17 protein-coding genes, 1 tRNA gene and 1 other RNA gene are annotated in these 17,655 nt (G+C 69.9%); 9 read left to right on the top strand and 10 right to left on the bottom strand.

Features of this window, described 5'->3' with window-relative positions; translation table 11 throughout:
- Together pip and HCA44_RS08670 are read left to right on the top strand one after the other, a co-directional pair.
- Positions 1–963, top strand: coding sequence for a prolyl aminopeptidase (gene pip / locus HCA44_RS08675; protein ID WP_169648156.1), 963 nt, complete (start codon positions 1–3; stop codon positions 961–963).
- Complete coding sequence (locus tag HCA44_RS08670) at positions 960–1,622, top strand: DUF1345 domain-containing protein (protein WP_169648155.1); 663 nt, start codon at positions 960–962, stop codon at positions 1,620–1,622. Before pip ends, HCA44_RS08670 begins: the two co-directional genes overlap by 4 nt.
- A 15-nt stretch (positions 1,623–1,637) precedes the next feature.
- On the opposite strand, the gene HCA44_RS08665 is transcribed toward HCA44_RS08670, so the two are convergent.
- Both HCA44_RS08665 and rnpB read right to left on the bottom strand, forming a co-directional pair.
- The gene (locus HCA44_RS08665; protein WP_169648154.1) at positions 1,638–1,820 is read right to left on the bottom strand and encodes a hypothetical protein; all 183 of its coding nucleotides are present in this window, start codon (positions 1,818–1,820) and stop codon (positions 1,638–1,640) included.
- Positions 1,821–2,169: 349 nt separating this feature from the next.
- Positions 2,170–2,573, bottom strand: an RNA gene (rnpB, locus tag HCA44_RS08660) — RNase P RNA component class A.
- 66 nt (positions 2,574–2,639) lie between these two features.
- Here rnpB and HCA44_RS08655 point away from each other — a divergent pair.
- Both HCA44_RS08655 and HCA44_RS08650 read left to right on the top strand, forming a co-directional pair.
- Positions 2,640–3,173, top strand: coding sequence for a DUF1697 domain-containing protein (locus HCA44_RS08655; RefSeq protein WP_169648153.1), 534 nt, complete (start codon positions 2,640–2,642; stop codon positions 3,171–3,173).
- A complete protein-coding gene (locus HCA44_RS08650) occupies positions 3,170–4,423 on the top strand; it encodes an SLC13 family permease (protein WP_169648152.1) in 1,254 nt (417 codons plus the stop codon). The genes HCA44_RS08655 and HCA44_RS08650 overlap by 4 nt, the downstream gene beginning before the upstream one ends.
- A 10-nt stretch (positions 4,424–4,433) precedes the next feature.
- On the opposite strand, the gene HCA44_RS08645 is transcribed toward HCA44_RS08650, so the two are convergent.
- The 4 genes from HCA44_RS08645 to cobC form a co-directional block, all read right to left on the bottom strand.
- Positions 4,434–5,528: a bifunctional RNase H/acid phosphatase gene (locus HCA44_RS08645; RefSeq protein WP_169648151.1), complete on the bottom strand. Its 1,095-nt coding sequence runs from the start codon at positions 5,526–5,528 to the stop codon at positions 4,434–4,436.
- The gene (locus HCA44_RS08640) at positions 5,525–6,280 is read right to left on the bottom strand and encodes a C4-type zinc ribbon domain-containing protein (protein ID WP_169648150.1); all 756 of its coding nucleotides are present in this window, start codon (positions 6,278–6,280) and stop codon (positions 5,525–5,527) included. Before HCA44_RS08640 ends, HCA44_RS08645 begins: the two co-directional genes overlap by 4 nt.
- A gap of 79 nt (positions 6,281–6,359) precedes the next feature.
- Entirely contained in the window at positions 6,360–7,514 is a 1,155-nt protein-coding gene (locus HCA44_RS08635; protein WP_169648149.1) for a Nif3-like dinuclear metal center hexameric protein, read from the bottom strand.
- A 30-nt stretch (positions 7,515–7,544) separates the two neighbouring features.
- Complete coding sequence (cobC, locus tag HCA44_RS08630; RefSeq protein ID WP_169648148.1) at positions 7,545–8,579, bottom strand: Rv2231c family pyridoxal phosphate-dependent protein CobC; 1,035 nt, start codon at positions 8,577–8,579, stop codon at positions 7,545–7,547.
- Between the two features lie 78 nt (positions 8,580–8,657).
- Here cobC and HCA44_RS08625 point away from each other — a divergent pair, with 78 nt between their 5' ends.
- From HCA44_RS08625 to HCA44_RS08615, 3 genes are read left to right on the top strand one after another with little or no spacing between them, the layout of a single operon-like run.
- Positions 8,658–9,332 (top strand): HAD hydrolase-like protein, encoded by a 675-nt coding sequence (locus HCA44_RS08625; protein ID WP_346764646.1) that lies wholly within the window; start codon positions 8,658–8,660, stop codon positions 9,330–9,332.
- Positions 9,316–9,855, top strand: a complete 540-nt coding sequence (locus HCA44_RS08620) for a low molecular weight protein-tyrosine-phosphatase (protein WP_169648146.1) — start codon at positions 9,316–9,318, stop codon at positions 9,853–9,855. Before HCA44_RS08625 ends, HCA44_RS08620 begins: the two co-directional genes overlap by 17 nt.
- 28 nt (positions 9,856–9,883) lie before the next feature.
- Complete coding sequence (locus HCA44_RS08615) at positions 9,884–10,825, top strand: SURF1 family protein (protein WP_169648145.1); 942 nt, start codon at positions 9,884–9,886, stop codon at positions 10,823–10,825.
- Here HCA44_RS08615 and HCA44_RS08610 read toward each other — a convergent pair.
- The 4 genes from HCA44_RS08610 to HCA44_RS08595 all read right to left on the bottom strand — a co-directional run bounded on the left by HCA44_RS08610 (position 10,769) and on the right by HCA44_RS08595 (position 12,921).
- Positions 10,769–11,770, bottom strand: coding sequence for a cobalamin biosynthesis protein (locus tag HCA44_RS08610; protein ID WP_169648144.1), 1,002 nt, complete (start codon positions 11,768–11,770; stop codon positions 10,769–10,771). The genes HCA44_RS08615 and HCA44_RS08610 overlap by 57 nt on opposite strands.
- A gap of 71 nt (positions 11,771–11,841) precedes the next feature.
- A tRNA-Val gene (locus HCA44_RS08605) sits at positions 11,842–11,916 on the bottom strand.
- Positions 11,917–11,950: 34 nt separating this feature from the next.
- Positions 11,951–12,415, bottom strand: a complete 465-nt coding sequence (locus HCA44_RS08600) for a peroxiredoxin (protein ID WP_169648143.1) — start codon at positions 12,413–12,415, stop codon at positions 11,951–11,953.
- An 80-nt stretch (positions 12,416–12,495) separates the two neighbouring features.
- Positions 12,496–12,921 carry a DUF3052 domain-containing protein gene (locus tag HCA44_RS08595; protein WP_169648142.1) on the bottom strand — a complete coding sequence of 142 codons (426 nt, stop codon included), beginning with the start codon at positions 12,919–12,921 and terminating at the stop codon, positions 12,496–12,498.
- A gap of 504 nt (positions 12,922–13,425) precedes the next feature.
- On the opposite strand from HCA44_RS08595, the gene aceE reads away from it, so the two are divergent.
- The gene (gene aceE, locus HCA44_RS08590; RefSeq protein ID WP_169648141.1) at positions 13,426–16,290 is read left to right on the top strand and encodes a pyruvate dehydrogenase (acetyl-transferring), homodimeric type; all 2,865 of its coding nucleotides are present in this window, start codon (positions 13,426–13,428) and stop codon (positions 16,288–16,290) included.
- Between the two features lie 63 nt (positions 16,291–16,353).
- Positions 16,354–17,634: a helix-turn-helix domain-containing protein gene (locus HCA44_RS08585; RefSeq protein ID WP_169648140.1), complete on the top strand. Its 1,281-nt coding sequence runs from the start codon at positions 16,354–16,356 to the stop codon at positions 17,632–17,634.
- The last annotated feature ends 21 nt before the right edge of the window (positions 17,635–17,655 follow it).

The raw sequence follows: 17,655 nt of genomic DNA, 5'->3' as shown, positions 1-17,655 counted from the left end.
ATGAGCGAACCGCGCACGCTGTATCCGCCGATCGAGCCGTACGACAGCGGCCGTCTCGACGTCGGCGACGGCCAGTCGCTGTACTGGGAGACGAGCGGTAGCCCCGAGGGCAAACCGGTCGTGTTCGTGCACGGCGGGCCCGGCGGAGGCACAGATCCCGAGCAGCGCCGCTTCTTCGATCCCGCCGCATACCGCATCGTGTTGTTCGATCAACGCGGCTGCGGCCGTTCGACTCCGCACGTCGCCGACGGCGCCGACCTCACGGTCAACACGACCTGGCATCTCGTCGACGACCTCGAGGCGCTGCGCCGGGCACTCGGCATCGAACGCTGGCAGGTGTTCGGTGGCTCGTGGGGCTCGACGCTCGCCCTCGCCTACGCGCAGACACACCCCGGCCGCGTCACCGAACTCGTCCTGCGCGGGATATTCCTGTTGCGACGCAGCGAGATCGACTGGTACTACAACGGCGGCGCGGGGCACGTCTTCCCGGAACGCTGGGCACAGTTCGAGGCCGCCGTCCCCGAGCACACCCGCTCCGGCGACTTCGTCGCCGACTACCACCGACTGCTGCACGACGAGGACCCCGCGATCGCGGAGGCGGCCGCGATCGCGTGGTCCTCGTGGGAAGGCGCGACGAGCACGCTGCTCCCCTCCCCCGGCCGAGTCGCGGAGACCTCGGAGCCGCGCTTCGCCACCGCGTTCGCCCGCATCGAGAACCACTACTTCCGCCACCGGGGCTTCCTCGACGAAGGCCAACTGCTACGCGACGCCCACCTGCTCGCGGGCATCCCCGGTGTCCTCGTGCAGGGGCGCTACGACATCGTGTGTCCCGCGACGAGCGCGTGGGAACTGCACCGCGCGTGGCCGGGATCGGAGCTGCACATCGTCGACGACGCGGGCCACGCGGCGCTCGAGCCCGGCACCGTGCACCATCTCGTCGCCGCAACGGACCACTTCCGGTGAGCGAGCCCCGCGAGTCCCCCAGCTCCCGCGAGTTCCACAACTCCTCGGTCCGTGTCTCCGTCGCCTTCGGGGCAGGCGTCGTCGTAGCGGGCGCGACACTCGCGGCAGGCGGAGGGCGTTACGCCGCGGCGTTCGGCTGGGACGTCGCGGCGGCGACCCTGCTCGCACTCACGTGGCTGCGGGTGGGGCCGATGGATTCCGAGACGACGCGACGGCATGCGACGCAGGAGGATTCGACACGCCACACGACCGATCTGCTGCTCGCCACGGCGAGCATCGCGTCGCTGCTGAGCGTGCTGTTGCTGCTCGTGCGCGCCGCGTCGATGGACGGCGCCGACAAGATCTGGACGATCGTGCTCGGTCTGGCGACGATCGTGCTGTCGTGGTTCGTGGTGCACACCGTGTTCGCGCTGGACTACGCGCGGCTCTACTACACCGATCCCGTCGGCGGGATCGACTTCAACCAGCGTGAGGACCCGTCGTACGGAGACTTCGCGTACGTGGCATTCGTCCTCGGCATGACGTACCAGGTGTCCGACACGAATGTCGGCTCGCACCGCATCCGCATGGCCATGCTGCGACAGAGCCTGCTGTCCTACCTGTTCGGCACGTTCGTGCTCGCAGCGTCGGTCAACCTGTTCGTCACGCTCGCGTCCTGAGCGGGCGCACCCGCGTCACTGCCACTCCTCGTCCTCGCGATCGGCGGCCTTGTTGCGTTCCTTCGCGATGTCGAGCGCGCGCTGCGCCGAATCGCGATCCGGGTACGGGCCCATACGCGAGCGGGCAGGCGCCTGCAGGCCTTGCGCGACCGTGCCGTCCTCGACGTTGTAGTACCAGAGTTCTTCCGGGTCCGTCATAGCGACAGTGTCCCACCCCGCTCCGCGTAGCGCTGGCGGTCTCGGCAGTTGCTGCTAGTCTCGGTGCGCATCGGGAATCGCACGTCACGCGAGAACTCCGAGCGCGACTCCCATGACCGGGCATCCGGCGAGGTCGCAGCCGTCCAAGTCGACGATGCATCTCACGGACGCCACCGAACGACGAAACGGAGCACGCATGTCCACGATCCTGTTCGACCACCTCGTCCCCTACCTCGGCACCGACGCCGCGGCGTACTGGGCGACACTGTTCGCAGTCAGGCCGATCTGACGTCCTGCGCCGACGCCGCGGGCCCGCAAGCACTGTGCTTGCGGGCCCGCGGCGTCCGTGCGGACGAGTCGGCGTGTAAGCCGGATCCTGTCCCCGGCCGAAGCCGGGTGGCGACCATCCATCTGGGCACACCGTCGCCGGGTACCTCGAGCGGTTCACCCGCAGGCTCGGGCGAGCAGCCCTCGAACACCTGCGCAGCCGCACCTCGCGGTGCGACCTTCAACCTTGCTCCGGGCGGGGTTTACCAAGCCGTCCCGGTCACCCGGGACGCTGGTGCGCTCTTACCGCACCGTTTCACCCTTACCGACCTGGGCCGGCGGTCTGTTTTCTGTGGCACTGTCCCGCGAGTCACCTCGGGTTGCCGTTAGCAACCGCCCTGCTCTGTGGAGTCCGGACTTTCCTCGACCCACGGCCTGGCATCGCCCGATGCCGGTTCCGCGAGACGCGGCCGCCCGGCCGACTCGTCGCAGCGCCCACTCTACGTCAGCGGGCCGACCGGTCTTGTCGGTGCCACGTCCTACAGTGAGACCATGAGCCGGTTCGTCGCGCTGCTACGGGGTGTCAACGTCGGCGGCGTCACCGTCAGGATGGCCCCGCTGCGCGAGGTTTTCGAGTCCGGCCTCGGCTTCGGCTCGGTGCGCACCGTGCTCGCGTCGGGCAATGTCGTGTTCGACGCCGAGGCAGGCGATGCGGCGGCGCTGCGACGGGCGATCGAGGACGCGCTGCGACGCGAGTTCGGCTACGACGCGCGGGTGTTCGTGCTCCCCCACGACGTCCTGTCCCGCATCCGTGCGGGCTACCCGTTCGACGACCCCGCGGCGGCCGACCGCAACCCGTACGTCGTGCTCGTCGACGACGCCGACGCACTCGACTCGCTCGCCGCGACGGCGGCCTCGCTCGATCCCACCGTCGAGCGCGTCGCGGCAGGCGAAGGCGTCGTGTACTGGGAGGTCACGAAGGGCTCCACCACGTCGAGCCGATTCGGCAAAGCACTGGCAGCACGGAAGCTCGCGCCGGTCGTCACCACTCGCAACCTGCGTACGCTCGACAAGTTGCTCGTGTGAGCGTGCTGGCCGTCGCACTCGTCGCGGCCGTGCTCGTCTTCGCGATCGTCCGGCCGCGTGGGCTGCCCGAGATCGTCGCCGCCGCACCCGCCGCCGCACTCGTGCTCCTGCTCGGCCTCGTCGACGGCGACCGCGCACTCGACGAGATCCTCGCGCTGGCACCCACCGTCGGTTTCCTCGCCGCCGTTCTCGCGGTGGGTCACCTCGCCGACGCACTCGGCGTGTTCCGATGGACGGCCTCGGTGCTGCAACGCGGGTCGCGCGGGAGCCCGATACGGCTGCTCGCACTCGTGTTCGTGGCAGCGGCGACGGTCACGGCCGTGCTGAGTCTCGACGCGACGGTCGTACTGCTCACCCCGGTCGTCGTCCGTGCGGCGCGCTCACTCGGCGTGCACGCGCGTCCACACTCGTATGCGACGGCGCACCTGGCCAATTCGGCGTCCACTCTGCTGCCGGTGTCGAATCTGACCAACCTCATGGCGTTCTCGGCCACCGGCCTGTCCTTCGTACACTTCACCACGCTCACGGCCGGGCCGTGGCTCGCCGCGATCGTCGTCGAGTTCGTCGTGTTCCGGATGTTCTTTCGTCGCGATCTCGCGCCGCGCGAGAACGCCGCTTCACCGGAACAATCTGTGGCCGTGCGCAGTTCGGCCTCGGTCGCAACGCCGAGGCTCGCCCTCGGAGTCCTCGCGTGCACACTCGCCGGATTCGCCGTGTCGGGTTTCGTGGGCGTCGACCCTGCCTGGGTCGCGCTGGCGGCAGCCCTCCTGCTGGGCGGCGTCGCGCTCCGCAGGGGCACGACGACGCCGCGCAAGATTCTGTATGCAATCGACGTGTGGTTCTGCGGCTTCGTCCTGCTCCTCGGCGTCGTCGTGGCACCGGTCGCCGACGGTCCTGTCGGGACGTGGCTCGCAATGCTCCTTCCGAGTGGCACGTCGTTCGTCGAACTGCTGTGGGTCGCCACACTCGCAGCGCTCGCTGCGAACCTGCTCAACAATCTGCCCGCGACGCTGTTGCTGCTCGCGGCACTGGGTCCGGGGGCACCGACCGGTCTGGTGCTCGCGATGGTCCTCGGCGTGAACCTGGGGCCGAACCTCACGTACGTGGGCTCGCTCGCAGTCATGTTGTGGCGCAGGGTCACTGCTCGCGCCCGCGAGCCCGCGTCGCTGCGGACATTCACCGCACTCGGTCTCGCCACCACGCCCGCCGCCCTCGTCGCGGCGGTCGGTGCGCTGTGGCTCGTCGTGTGAGGCTGCCCCGTCAGGACACCGTCAGATGTGACGTGTCGTTGACCAGCCGCACGGACGCGCCGCCGTCGCCGTAGAACTCGGCGATGCTGAGCGACGCGAGGTCCAGGTGCAGTCGGTACAGCAGACCGGGCCCGGATTCGAGAGCGAGTTGCAGGAACGTCTTGATCGGTGTGACGTGCGAGACGACGAGCACATTGTGCCCCGCGTACCGGGCGACCAGGTCGTCGCGCACGCGCAGGACACGTTGGCGGACACTGTCGAAACTCTCGCCCGCGGGCGGCGCGATCGACGTGTCGCCGAGCCACGCGCGATGCAGGTCGGGATCACGCTGCGCGGCTTCGGCGAACGTGAGTCCTTCCCACTCGCCGAAGTCGGTTTCGGTGAGACCCTCGTGCACCGAAACGGGCAGTCCGAGTGCATCGGCAGCCGCCTGAGCGGTGTCGCGGGCGCGGCCGAGCGGCGACGTGACGACCGCCGAGATACCGCCGCGGACACCGAGCCTGCGCGCGGCCTCGCCGGCCTGACGCCTGCCGAGTTCGGTGAGTTCGGGATTGCCCCGGCCCGAGTACCGCCGCTCGATCGACAGCGGAGTCTGCCCGTGGCGCAACAGGAGCAGCCGCGTGGGATCGCCCGTGGTGGCCATCCAGCCCGGCGACTGCGGCTTCGGAAGCGGCTCGGGGTCGGGGTCCTCGCCGCCCGCGCCGAGGCCGTCCATCGCCTCGTTCGCGAGCCGGTCGGCATGTGCGTTGTCCCCGCGGGCGATCCACGTGTAGGTGACCGAGTCGAACTGCTCGGCGAGCTTCGCCGCCTGCCGGTGGAGCGGAATCATGTCGGGGTGCTTGACCTTCCAGCGCCCGTTCATCTGTTCGACGACGAGCTTGGAATCCATGCGCACCGCGACGTCGGTGGCGCCGAGTTCGGCGGCGGCCGACAGTCCGGCGACGAGCCCGCGGTACTCGGCGACATTGTTCGTCGCGGTACCGAGGAACTCCTTGCGTTCGGCGAGCACGGCGGTGCGGGCGACGTCGAACACGACCGCGCCGTATCCTGCCGGACCGGGATTGCCGCGCGAACCGCCGTCGGCCTCGACGATCACCTTGCTCACTGGCCGGCGCTTCCGCGCAGCCCCGATTCGTTGGTCCGCACGAGGATCGCATTGCACTCGGGGCAGCGCACGACCTCCTCGGCGGGTGTGCCGGTGATCCGGGCGATCTCGCCGCGGTCGAGTTCGATGCGGCACGCACCGCAGCGCCGGGCCTGCAGCAGCGCGGCACCGATTCCACGTGCGGCACGCTGCTTTTCGTATGCCGCGAGCAACGGCTCGGGGAACTGGGCAGCGAGCGCGTCGCGATCGGCCGCACGCGTCCGCTCGGCACCGTCGAGGTCGGCACGGGCCTCGTCGCGTCGCCGGTTCGCGTCGACCAGTTCCTCCTCTGCCCGTGTCAGCTGAGCACCCGCATGCTCGTGGTCGCTCTGCAGCGCCTCACGGCGTTCCATGATCTCGAGCAGCTCGTCCTCGAGCAGACCCTGCCTGCGTTCGAGGCTGCCGAGTTCGTGTTCGAGTTCGGTGAGCTGCTTCGCGGCGACCGTGCCGCCCTGCAGCAGCTGCCGGTTGCGTTCCTCGCGCTTGCGGACGGCGTCGACTTCACCCTCGAGCTTCCGGATGTCCCGGTCGAGGTCGTCGATCTTGATCTCGACGGCGACGGCAGCATCCTTGCGGGCCGTGCGCTCCCCCTCGAGCCGGTCGACTTCCTGCTGCTCCGGCATCGTGGTCCGCTTGTGCGCGATGCGCGCGAGCTCGGCATCGACGCCGGCGAGCTCGAGAAGCTTGGCCTGCACCTGCGGTTCGACGTTCACGCGTGCTCACTCCTGCTTTCTGCTGTAGCCCGGCCGGGCCCGGGCGGGCGACGTACGTGCAACCGTACCTGTACGCCCGTCACGCCTCCGCACTCGTCGACCACGGGTCGGTGCGCAGCGTCGACACGTGGCAATCCCACCCGTCGGCGTGCCCGAACTCGCTGTCGAGCACGCCCTTCGCCTGCGCGCACCACGGCCACTCGCTCGCCCAGTGTGCGACGTCGACCACCGCGGGCCCGCCCGAGCGCAGATGCTCGTCGACCGGATGGTGCCGCAGATCCGCCGTCACGTAGACATCGACGCCGCGCCTGCCGACCGCACCGAGCAGCGAGTCGCCCGCGCCGCCGCACACCGCGACCGTCGAGACGACCACGTCGGGGTCCCCCGCGGCGCGCACGCCCCACGTCGTCGCAGGCAATGCCCGCGCGACGACCGCGGTGAACTCCCGCAGTGTCGTGGGTGCCGCGAGCGTGCCCACCCTGCCGAGCCCGGTCGGTCCCGGCGCAGCGGCGAGCTCGAGGATGTCGTACGCGACCTCCTCGTAGGGGTGCGCGTGGCGCAGCCCGGCGCGCACGTGGTCGCGCAGGCGTCTCGGCGCGATCACCTCGATGCGGGTCTCGTCGAGTCGTTCGAGGGCCCCGACCTCGCCGATTGCGGGGTCCGCCCCGTCGGAGGGCAGGAACTGCCCGGTGCCGGTCACCTCCCAGCTGCAGTCGCGGTAGTTCCCGATCGCACCGGCACCCGCATCGAACAACCCGCGCCGCACGCGGTCGGCGTCCTCGACCGGGACCGGGACGACCCACTTGTCGAGCGGCTCGTCATCCTTCGCATCGATCGGGCCGGTGACCTCGACGCCGAGGGCCGCGGCAAGCGCGTCGGACACGCCGGGATCGGCGGAGTCCGCATTCGTGTGGGCCGTGAACAGCGCACACCCGCCCTTGATCAGCCGGTGCACGAGTGCGCCTTTCGGCGTGCTCGCCGCGACGGTGTCGACACCCCGCAACAGCAGCGGGTGATGCGCGACGATCAGGTCCGCGCCGCGCGCGAGCGCCTCGTCCACGACGGCCGCGGTCACGTCGACCGCGACCACGACGCGTGACACCGGATCCTCCGGGTCGCCCACGACGAGGCCGACCGAGTCCCACGGCTCGGCGAGCGCGGGCGGATAGCTGCGGTCGAGGCGCGCGATCACGTCGGCGAGACGGGCAGGCGCGGCGGGAGATGCAGGGCTCACCGGTTTCTCCTTCACATCGTGTCGGAACGATCAGAGCACATGCGCGAGAGCTTCGATCAGTGTGTCGACGTCGCGTGCGGGACGCACGGCCATCCGGAGGAAGTCCGGGCCGAGCCCGGGGAAGGTGTCGCACCTGCGCACCACGACGTCGCGTCCGGCCAGGGCACCGCGCACGCGGTCGCCGCCCGGCACGTGCACCAGGACGAACGGGGCGGCAGCAGGCTCGTGCACCGTGAGTCCGAGACCGCGCAGTCGCGCCGTCATCGACACCCGGGATGCGGCCAGCGTGTCGGCCTGGCGCCGGGCACGTGCCACGGCGTCCGGCTCGCTGCACGCCGCGATCGCCTCCAACTGCAGGGTGCCGAGTGGCCAGTGCGGGCGGCCGTGGGACAGACGCGCGAGCACCGCGGAGTCGCCGAGCGCGTAGCCGCACCGTAGGCCCGCGAGCGCCCAGGTCTTGGTGAGGCTGCGCAGCACGAGCACGTCGGGCGCCGGGGCGTGCGCGAACGACTCCGGCTCGCCGGGTACCGCGTCCATGAACGCCTCGTCGACGACGACGAGGCGGCCCGGTCTGCGCAGCGCGTCGATGTCGCGGACGTGATGCAGTACCGAGGTCGGGTTGGTGGGGTTGCCCAGCACCACGAGGTCGGCCTGCTCGGGAACGTCCGCCGCGGCGAGTGACCACGGTGCGTCGAGCACGACCCGCACGGTGGGGACTCCCGCCTCGCGGAGTGCGAACTCGGGCTCGGTGAACGACGGGTGCACGACCGCGGCGAGCGTCGGCCGCAGGTTCGGCAGCAACGAGAATCCTTCCGCGCCACCCGACAGCAGGAGCACGTCGTCGGGGTCGCGGCCGTGCCGTCGGGCGACCGCGGCGCGTGCTGCCGCGTCGTGCGCCGTGGCCGGGTAGCGCCCCAGCGAGTCGAGCGCCGCGGCGAGCCGGTCACGCAACCATCCCGGCGGGCCGGCGCCCTGCACGTTGACCGCGAAGTCGGCGACGTCCGGAGCGACGTCGACGTCGCCGTGGTGCCGCAGCGCGGCGCGGTCGATCGGTGAGATGCCCACGTGCGGCGAGCCTACGGGGGCCCGCGGGGCGTCAGGGCTCGGCAGTGCCCCGGTGGCATGCGATGGAACACTGGAGGGGTGACCTCGCCCAGCACCCGTCCCGTCCTCCTGTTCGATCTCGACGGCACGATCACGGACTCGGCGCCCGGCATCCACGCCGGTTTCCGCCACGCCCTCGCTGCCGTCGGGCACGCAGGCCCCACTGCCGAGCAGCTCGCGACGGTCGTCGGGCCTCCGATGCTCGACACCCTGCGCGGCCTGCCGCTCGACGACGACACGGCGCACGCCGCGCTCGACGCCTACCTCGCGTACTACGACTCCACGGGATGGGCCGAGAACTCGGTCTTCCCCGGCATGGCCGAGCTGCTCGACAAGGTCGACGCGGCCGGCTTCCGCGCCGCCGTCGCGACGTCGAAGTCGGAACGCTTCGCGCACCGCATCCTCGACCACTTCGCGCTCGCGGAGCGATTCGAGTTCATCGGCGGCTCGTCCGAGGACGGCACCCGACGCGCGAAGTCCGATGTCGTCGCCCACTCGCTGCGGGCGCTGGGCGTCGAGGTCGCACCGGAGGCGACGCGCGGTGCGCTCATGATCGGCGATCGCCACCACGACGTCGACGGCGCAGCGCGGTGGGGCATCCCGACGGTGCTCGTCGAGTGGGGCTACGGCAGGCCGGAGGAAGCCGACGGCGCGTACCGCGCGGTCGCATCACCCGCCGAACTGTGGGAGGTGCTCGATGACTACCGCTGCTGACGACGACAACGGGATCGCCGTGCACGACCACCCGGACGGGCCGATCCACGTGAGCTTCGTGTGCACCGGCAACATCTGCCGCTCGCCGATGGCGGCGAACATCGTCGCGCACGCGCTGCGTGACGAAGGTCTCGCCGACGCGGTGCGGGTCACCAGCGCGGGCACCGACGGATGGCATGTCGGCGAACCCGCCGACGAGCGCGCGGCCGCCGTGCTCGCGCGGCACGGGTATCCCACCGACCATCGCGCCGCCCGCGTCGCGGCCGAACATCTCGCCGCCGACCTGCTGGTTCCGCTCGCCATCGGGCACGACCGACAGCTCGCGCACCTCGGCGTTCCGAACGAACGGCGCCGACTGCTGCGCAGTTTCGACCCCGATGCCGACACCGATTCGGTGGCCGATCCGTACTACGGCGACCTCGACGACTTCGAGACCGTGCGTCGCGAAGTCGAAGCAGCGCTGCCGGGCCTGGTCGAATGGATCCGCGCCCGTGTCGAGGACCGCACACCCGAGCATCGGTGACGGCGCCGGAACCGGCTACCGTGGAAGCGTGCGAAGGCTGAGGTTTCTGTTCCGCCCCGGGTGGCTCGTGCTCGCGGCCGTGGTGGCGGCGTTCGCCTTCGCATGCTTCTACGTGCTGGCGCCCTGGCAGCTCGGCAAGAACACCGACACCGAGCGGCGCAACCAGCAGATCGCCGATTCGATCGATCAGGAACCGGTACCGGTCGGCGAGCTGCTGGCAGGCGGCACCCTCGACCCGTCGACCGAGTGGCATCCCGTGGTCGCGGAGGGCACCTACGTGCCCGGCAGCGATCTGCTCGTGCGGTTGCGCTCGATCGACGGGCAGCCCGCCTACGAGGTGCTCACCGCGTTCGCGCTCGACGACGGCGGCACGCTGCTGGTCAACCGCGGTTACGTGCGGCCCGTCGAGGGCACGCAGCCGCCTCCCCTCGAGCCCGCACCCACGGGCCATGTGAGCCTGGACGGCCGTGTTCGTGCATCGGAGGGCGTCGCGCCCGGCAAGGATCCGCTCGACGAGAACGGCGTGCGGCAGGTCTACACCATCGACGCCGGCCAGATCGCGCAATTCACGGGCACCGACCTGCTCGACGGCTACCTCCAGCTCGACGACGGCCAACCGGGCGGTCTCGGCACCATCGCGCTCCCACAGCTCGACGCAGGCCCCTACCTGTCGTACGGGCTGCAGTGGCTTGCGTTCGGCATCATGGCGCCGCTCGGGCTCGCGTACTTCGTCCGCGCCGAGCTACGCGAACGACGCAAGACCCGCGCGGCCGCCGCGGGCTCGGACGACGCCGCCGATCCACACACCCACGAACCGCGGCCCGCGGCCACACACGGGGGCGACGAGCGCACGACCGACGAGTTCGACGACATCGAGATTCCGCGCGGACCGTTCCGGCGCCGCAAGCAGGCGTCAACGGCGCCCGCGTCGTCGACCAAGCTCGCCGACCGCTACGGCAACCACCGCTGAGGCTCCTGTGGCCGCGGCCTGCACCGCACGCGACAGCGACACGGCCCGGCGCAGATCCCGTGTACCCGGCGGCGGCCCGTCCCCCAGCCGGGGCCGTTCCTCGATGCCGTACGCGTACTCGGTCCGCCCACCGAGGGTGACGCCCAATGCCCCGGCAGCGCTGGCTTCCGCGACGCCCGCGTTGGGGCTCGGGTGGGCGCCTGCGTCGCGACGCCACACTCGCCACGCGTCGCCCGGGCGCCCCCCGACGACCGGGGCGGCCGCCACGGTGAGCACGCCCGCGACCCGGGCGGGGACGAGGTTCACGAGGTCGTCGAGCCGCGCGGCGGCCCAGCCGAACCGCAGGTGACGCGGCGATCGGTACCCGATCATCGCGTCGAGCGTGTTGATCGCGCGGTACCCGAGCAGGCCCGGGACGCCCGCGACCGCACCCCACACGAGTGGGCCCACGGTCGCGTCGGACGTGTTCTCTGCTATCGACTCGAGTGCGGCCCGCGCGAGGCCGTCGGGGTCGAGGGAGTGCGGGTCGCGTCCGCACAGCGACGGCAGCAGGGCGCGGGCGGTATCGAGGTCGGGCCCGGCCGGTGCGGAGTCGAGCGCATCGGCCATGTGTTCGCCGACCCGGGCCAGCGACGTGCCGCCGAGGACTGCCCACGTGGCCAGCGCGGTGACGCAGACGTGGCCGACCGGGCCCGCGGCGGCCGCGCGGCGCTCGACGAATGCGCCGGCCGCGACGATTCCGCCCACGAGGACCGCGACGTGCGCGGCTCCCGCTGCGCGGCGGTCGCGGTAGGTGGCCCTCTCGATACGCGCGGCCGCCGTGCCGAAGCCTGCGACGGGATGGCCTCGCCGCGGATCCGCGAACACGAGGTCGGCACCGTAGCCGAGCGCGAGACCGAGCGCGCGAGAGCAGGCTACGCGGGAAAAAGCCTTGACCGAAGACACCAGGAAGTTCTACCCCACCCGCCGTGAGCACTTGGCGAGTGTGGGTACTCCTGTTTCACGCACGGCAGTGATGGTGGGCGCGGAGGGTTTCGAACCCCCGACCGCTGGTGTGTAAAACCAGAGCTCTACCACTGAGCTACACGCCCGAACTCCCGGCAGCGGTGCTGCCGGGAATGCGCATCAGGACTCTAGCGCGGCCAGCGCCTTCTCCCAAGCGCCCTGGTCACGGGCCTCTCCGGGGCCGTTCATCTCGGCGAACCGGATGATTCCGTCCTTGTCGACGACGAAGGTTCCGCGGTTCGCGAAGCCCAGTGTGTCGTTGAACACGCCGTAGGCCTGTGCCACCGCGCCGTGCGGCCAGAAGTCGGCCAGGAGCGGGAACGTGTAGCCCTGCTCGGCGGACCAGATCTTGTGCGTGGGCGATGCACCGACCGACACCGCGAGGATCGCGGTGTCGTCGTTCTCGAACTTGGGAAGCTCGTCGCGGACCCTGCACAGCTCGCCCTGGCACGTGCCGGTGAATGCGAGCGGGAAGAACACCAGCAGCACATTCTTCTTGCCGCGGAAGTCGGACAACGTGACTTCCTGGTTGTTCTGGTCCTTCAGGGTGAAATCGGGCGCCGTCGCGCCGACCTCGAGTGGCATGCGGGTTCCTTTGCTCGAACGTGCGCGAACCGATGCCGCGCGGTTCGGCGCCGATCAATGGCGCGGCGCCTCCCAGTAGATCAGCGCTTGCTGTTCGGCTTCGACTTGGGCTGCACCAGGCGGCTACCGACCCAGTCGCCGAGGTTCGCCGCCGACGTCTGCGTGAGACCGGCGGTGGGCGCGGATTCGGCGATCTCGCTGGGCTCGACGTGGCCGGGCGTGCCGGTCTTCGGGGTGAGCACCCACACGAAGCCTTCGTCGGCGAGTGGACCGATCGCATCCATCAGCGCGTCGACGAGATCCCCGTCGCCGTCGCGCCACCACAACAGGACGACGTCGACGACCTCGTCGGTGTCCTCCTCGTACATCTCGTCGCCGATGAGCTCCTCGACAGCAGCCCGCAGGTCGTCGTCGGTGTCATCGTCCCAGCCGAGTTCCTGAACCACCATGTCGGAATCGATTCCGAGTTTCTGAACAAAGCTTTGGGCGTCCGCCGCGGCGACCACGGTGCGTTCCTCCTCCTGTCGTGGTGCCCGACTTCGAACACCCTTCCGATCATTCGTACCTCTGGAAAGGACGACTACCAGCGCACTGGAGCGACCTCGGTAGTGAAAGCGAACATGCTCGAACGCGTCGGCGCAAGCCGACCACGCCGAAAAGCGCGTGCCAATTGTCCGTCGATGCCCGTCTCCACCGTGTGCACGAGCCTACGACCGATCGCGACCGGGCGCGTGGTGTCGCCCGATCCGAGCGACGGGATGCGGCGCGTCGAGTCGCCCCGACGCGGCACCCCGATTTCCGGCGCGAAGGAAGAGTTGCGTTCCGTGCCAACAGAAAACGCTACTCGTTGGTAACCCGAGGGGACTGTCCCGCACACCACCGAATGGTGAAAGATGAGGGATGCGCCCCTATTCGCGAATAGGAATGACCCGGCCGACAAAGCCCGGTCACCAGGCAGAACGCGACACCCGCGTTCCACCCACTGCGTTCCACCACCACGAGGAGCAACGTTGTCAGACCTGATCCAGGGATCCGGATCGAATTCCGCAGAGAACTCGAATGCCGCCGGCTCGCAGCAGTCGGGTGATTCCCGAAACGCGGGCCCGTCCCGATCCGAGGGCCGCGTACGCGTCATCCGGGAGGGCGTCGCGTCGTACCTCCCCGACATCGACCCCGACGAGACCGACGAATGGCTCGAGTCGTTCGACGGGCTGCTCGACCGGTCCGGACCTGCCCGCGCGCGCTATCTCATGCTGCGCATGCTCGAGCGAGCAGGGGAGAAGCACGTCGCGCTGCCCGCGCTGACGTCCACCGACTACGTCAACACCATCCCCACCGAGAACGAGCCGTGGTTCCCCGGTGACGAGGAGGTCGAGCGCCGCTACCGCGCCTACATCCGCTGGAACGCCGCGATGATGGTGCACCGCGCACAGCGACCGGGCATCGGCGTCGGCGGTCACATCTCGACGTACGCGTCGTCGGCTGCGCTCTACGAGGTCGGTTTCAACCACTTCTTCCGCGGCAAGGATCACGCGGGTGGCGGCGATCAGGTCTTCATCCAGGGGCACGCCTCCCCCGGCATCTACGCCCGCGCCTTCCTCGAGGGCCGGCTCACCGAGGCACAGCTCGACGGCTTCCGGCAGGAGCAGAGCCACAAGAGCAAGGGTGGCGGTCTGCCGTCCTACCCGCACCCGCGGCTGCTCCCCGAGTTCTGGGAGTTCCCGACGGTGTCGATGGGTCTCGGTCCCATGAACGCCATCTACCAGGCGCGCTTCAATCACTACCTGCACGACCGCGGCCTCAAGGACACCTCGGACCAGCACGTATGGGCCTTCCTCGGCGACGGCGAGATGGACGAGCCCGAATCGCGTGGTCTGCTGCACGTGGCCGCTACCGAGGGCCTCGACAACCTCACCTTCGTGATCAACTGCAATCTGCAGCGCCTCGACGGCCCCGTGCGGGGCAACGGCAAGATCATCCAGGAACTGGAGTCGTTCTTCCGCGGCGCGGGCTGGAACGTCATCAAGGTCGTGTGGGGCCGCGAGTGGGACGCGCTGCTGCACGCCGACAAGGACGGCGCGCTCGTCAACCTCATGAACGAGACCCCGGACGGCGACTACCAGACGTACAAGGCCAACGACGGCGCGTTCGTGCGCGAGCACTTCTTCGGACGCGACCCGCGTACGAAGGAGCTGGTGGCGCACCTGAGCGACCAGGACATCTGGAACCTCAAGCGCGGCGGCCACGACTACCGGAAGATCTACGCCGCGTACAAGGCCGCGACAGCGCACAAGGGTCAACCGACCGTGATCCTCGCCCACACCATCAAGGGCTACACGCTGGGCAAACACTTCGAGGGCCGCAATGCGACCCACCAGATGAAGAAGCTCACGCTCGACGACCTGAAGTCCTTCCGCGACCTGCAGCGCATCCCGATCTCGGACGAGGAACTCGAGAAGGATCCGTACCAGCCGCCGTACTACCACCCCGGGCCGGAGTCGCCCGAGATCCAGTACCTGCTCGACCGTCGTCGCCAGCTCGGCGGTTTCGTCCCGGAAAGGCGCACCAAGGCCAAGCCCTTGGCGATTCCCGAGGAATCCGCGCTGTCGGTGGTCCGCAAGGGCTCGGGCAAGCAGGAGGTGGCCACGACGATGGCGTTCGTGCGCATCGTCAAGGAGCTGCTGCGCGACAAGGAACTCGGCAAGCGCATCGTGCCGATCATCCCGGACGAGGCACGCACATTCGGCATGGACTCGTGGTTCCCGTCGCTCAAGATCTACAACCGTCTCGGCCAGCTCTACACGTCGGTCGACGCCGATCTGATGCTCGCCTACAAGGAGAGCGAAGCGGGCCAGATCCTGCACGAGGGCATCAACGAGGACGGCTCGAGCGCATCGTTCATCTCGGTCGGCACGTCCTATGCCACGCACGGCGAGCCGATGATCCCGATCTACATCTTCTATTCGATGTTCGGGTTCCAGCGCACGGGCGACAACCTGTGGGCGGCGGCCGACCAGATGGCGCGCGGATTCATCCTCGGTGCCACGGCGGGCCGGACCACACTCACGGGCGAGGGGCTGCAGCACGCCGACGGCCATTCGCTGCTGCTCGCGTCGACCAACACCGCGGTCGCGGCGTACGACCCGGCGTTCTCGTTCGAGCTCGCGCACATCGTGCTCGCCGGTCTGCGCCGCATGTACGGCGGCGAGGGCGCCACCGACGGCGACCTCGGCGGCGAGAACGTCATCTACTACCTCACGATGTACAACGAGCCGTACCATCAGCCGGCCGAGCCCGAGAACCTCGACGTCGAGGGCGTGCTCAAGGGCCTGCACCTGTTCAAGAAGGCCGAGGGGTCCGGGCCGAAGGCGCAGATCCTGGTCTCCGGGGTCACGGTGCCCGACGGGCTGCGCGCGCAGGAACTGCTCGCGCAGGACTGGGGTGTGCAGGCCGACGTGTGGTCGGTGACGTCGTGGGGTGAGCTGCGCCGCGACGGCATCGAATGCGAGAAGGCGGCACTGCGCAATCCCGCACAGGACGCGCCGGTGCCGTACGTGACGTCCGCGCTGTCGGGCGCGGCGGGACCGTTCGTCGCGGCCTCCGACTGGATGCGCGCCGTGCCGGACCAGATCCGGCAATGGGTGCCCGGCCCGATGACCACCCTGGGCACCGACGGTTTCGGATTCTCCGACACCCGTCCGGCCGCGCGACGCTACTTCAACGTCGACGCCGAGTCGATCGCGGTCGCGGTGCTCCAGGCGCTCGCGAAGGACGGCACGATCGATCGTGCCACCGCGGTCTCGGCGGCCGAACGCTACGCGATCGACGACGTGGACGCCGCGCCGGAGCAGACGTCCGACCCCGGCGTCGCGTGATCTGACGAGCCACGCCCACCGGTGTGTGCACCGAGCGCACACCGGTGGGCGTAGTTTCGTCTCATGCCCGAGCCGAGCCCGCGCCATCCCCGGCGCCCCGAACGGACTCCGCTTCCCGACACCCTGCTGCGCCGCGTCAAGCAGTACTCGGGGCGGCTCGCGACCGAGGCCGTCGGATCGATGCAGAACCAGCTGCCCTTCTTCGACGACCTGGACGCGGCGCAGCGGGCGAACGTGCAACTCGTGGTGCAGACCGCGGTCATCAACTTCCTCGACTGGCTCGAGGACTCCCGCAGCGACATCCGGTACAGCCTCGACGCCTTCCAGGTCATCCCGCAGGACCTGGCCCGGCGGCTCACGCTGCGTCAGACGGTCGACATGGTGCGGGTCGCGATGGAGTTCTTCGAGCAGTGGCTGCCTGCGCTCGCGCGCAACGACGAGCAGCTCACCGCACTCACCGAGGCGGTGTTGCGGTACGGCCGCGAGCTCGGGTTCGCGGCGGCGTCGGTGTATGCGAGTGCCGCCGAGTCGCGCGGTGCGTGGGACACGCGGCTCGAGGCCCTCGTCGTCGATGCCGTCGTCCGCGGCGACACGGGCTCGGACATGCTCTCACGCGCCGCCACGCTCAACTGGGACGCGACGGCACCCGCCACGGTGATCGTGGGCACTCCCCCGGAAGACGAACGCGTCGGTGTCGTCGGCACGATGCACTCGGTCGCGCAGAAGCACGGGCGCGCGGCGCTCGCGGTCGTGCAGGGCACCCGACTCGTGATGGTGGTCAGCGGGAGCCTCGAGGCCCGCGCGGCCGGTGTGGGTGTGCAGTCGCCCTTCATGCGGGATCTGCTCGAGGAGTTCGCCGACGAGCCGGTCGTGATCGGTCCGACGATGCCGACGCTCGGCGCGGCGCATACGAGCGCGACCGAGGCGCTCACCGCGATGGAGGCAGTCGCGGGCTGGCACGGCGCGCCGCGGCCGGTATTCGCGTCCGAGTTGCTGCCCGAGCGCGCACTGCTGGGCGATCAGGCCGCTGTGACTGCTCTCGACGACACGATCGTGGCACCCCTCGAGAAGGCAGGCTCGGCACTCACCCAGACGCTGGACGCGTATCTCGACACCGGCGGCGCGATCGAGGCGTGCGCGAGGCAATTGTATGTTCATCCAAATACCGTGCGGTATCGCCTCAAGCGGATCACAGACGTCACGGGCCGCGATCCGACGCAGTCACGCGACGCGTACGTGCTGCGTGTCGCGGTCACGGTGGGCCGTTTGACACGGTCCCGTAACAGCGAGCTCACAGGAACCACACCAGTCACAGGCATCGCTTTCGGTCAAAGTGGCCCGTAACGAATCTCCAGCGGCGAACGA

This window comes from Rhodococcus sp. HNM0569 (genome assembly GCF_012726205.1).
Classification (GTDB): Bacteria; Actinomycetota; Actinomycetes; order Mycobacteriales; family Mycobacteriaceae; genus Rhodococcus_F.
Note: the sequence above shows the minus strand (reverse complement) of the source record. Positions and strands in the feature narration are given on the sequence as shown.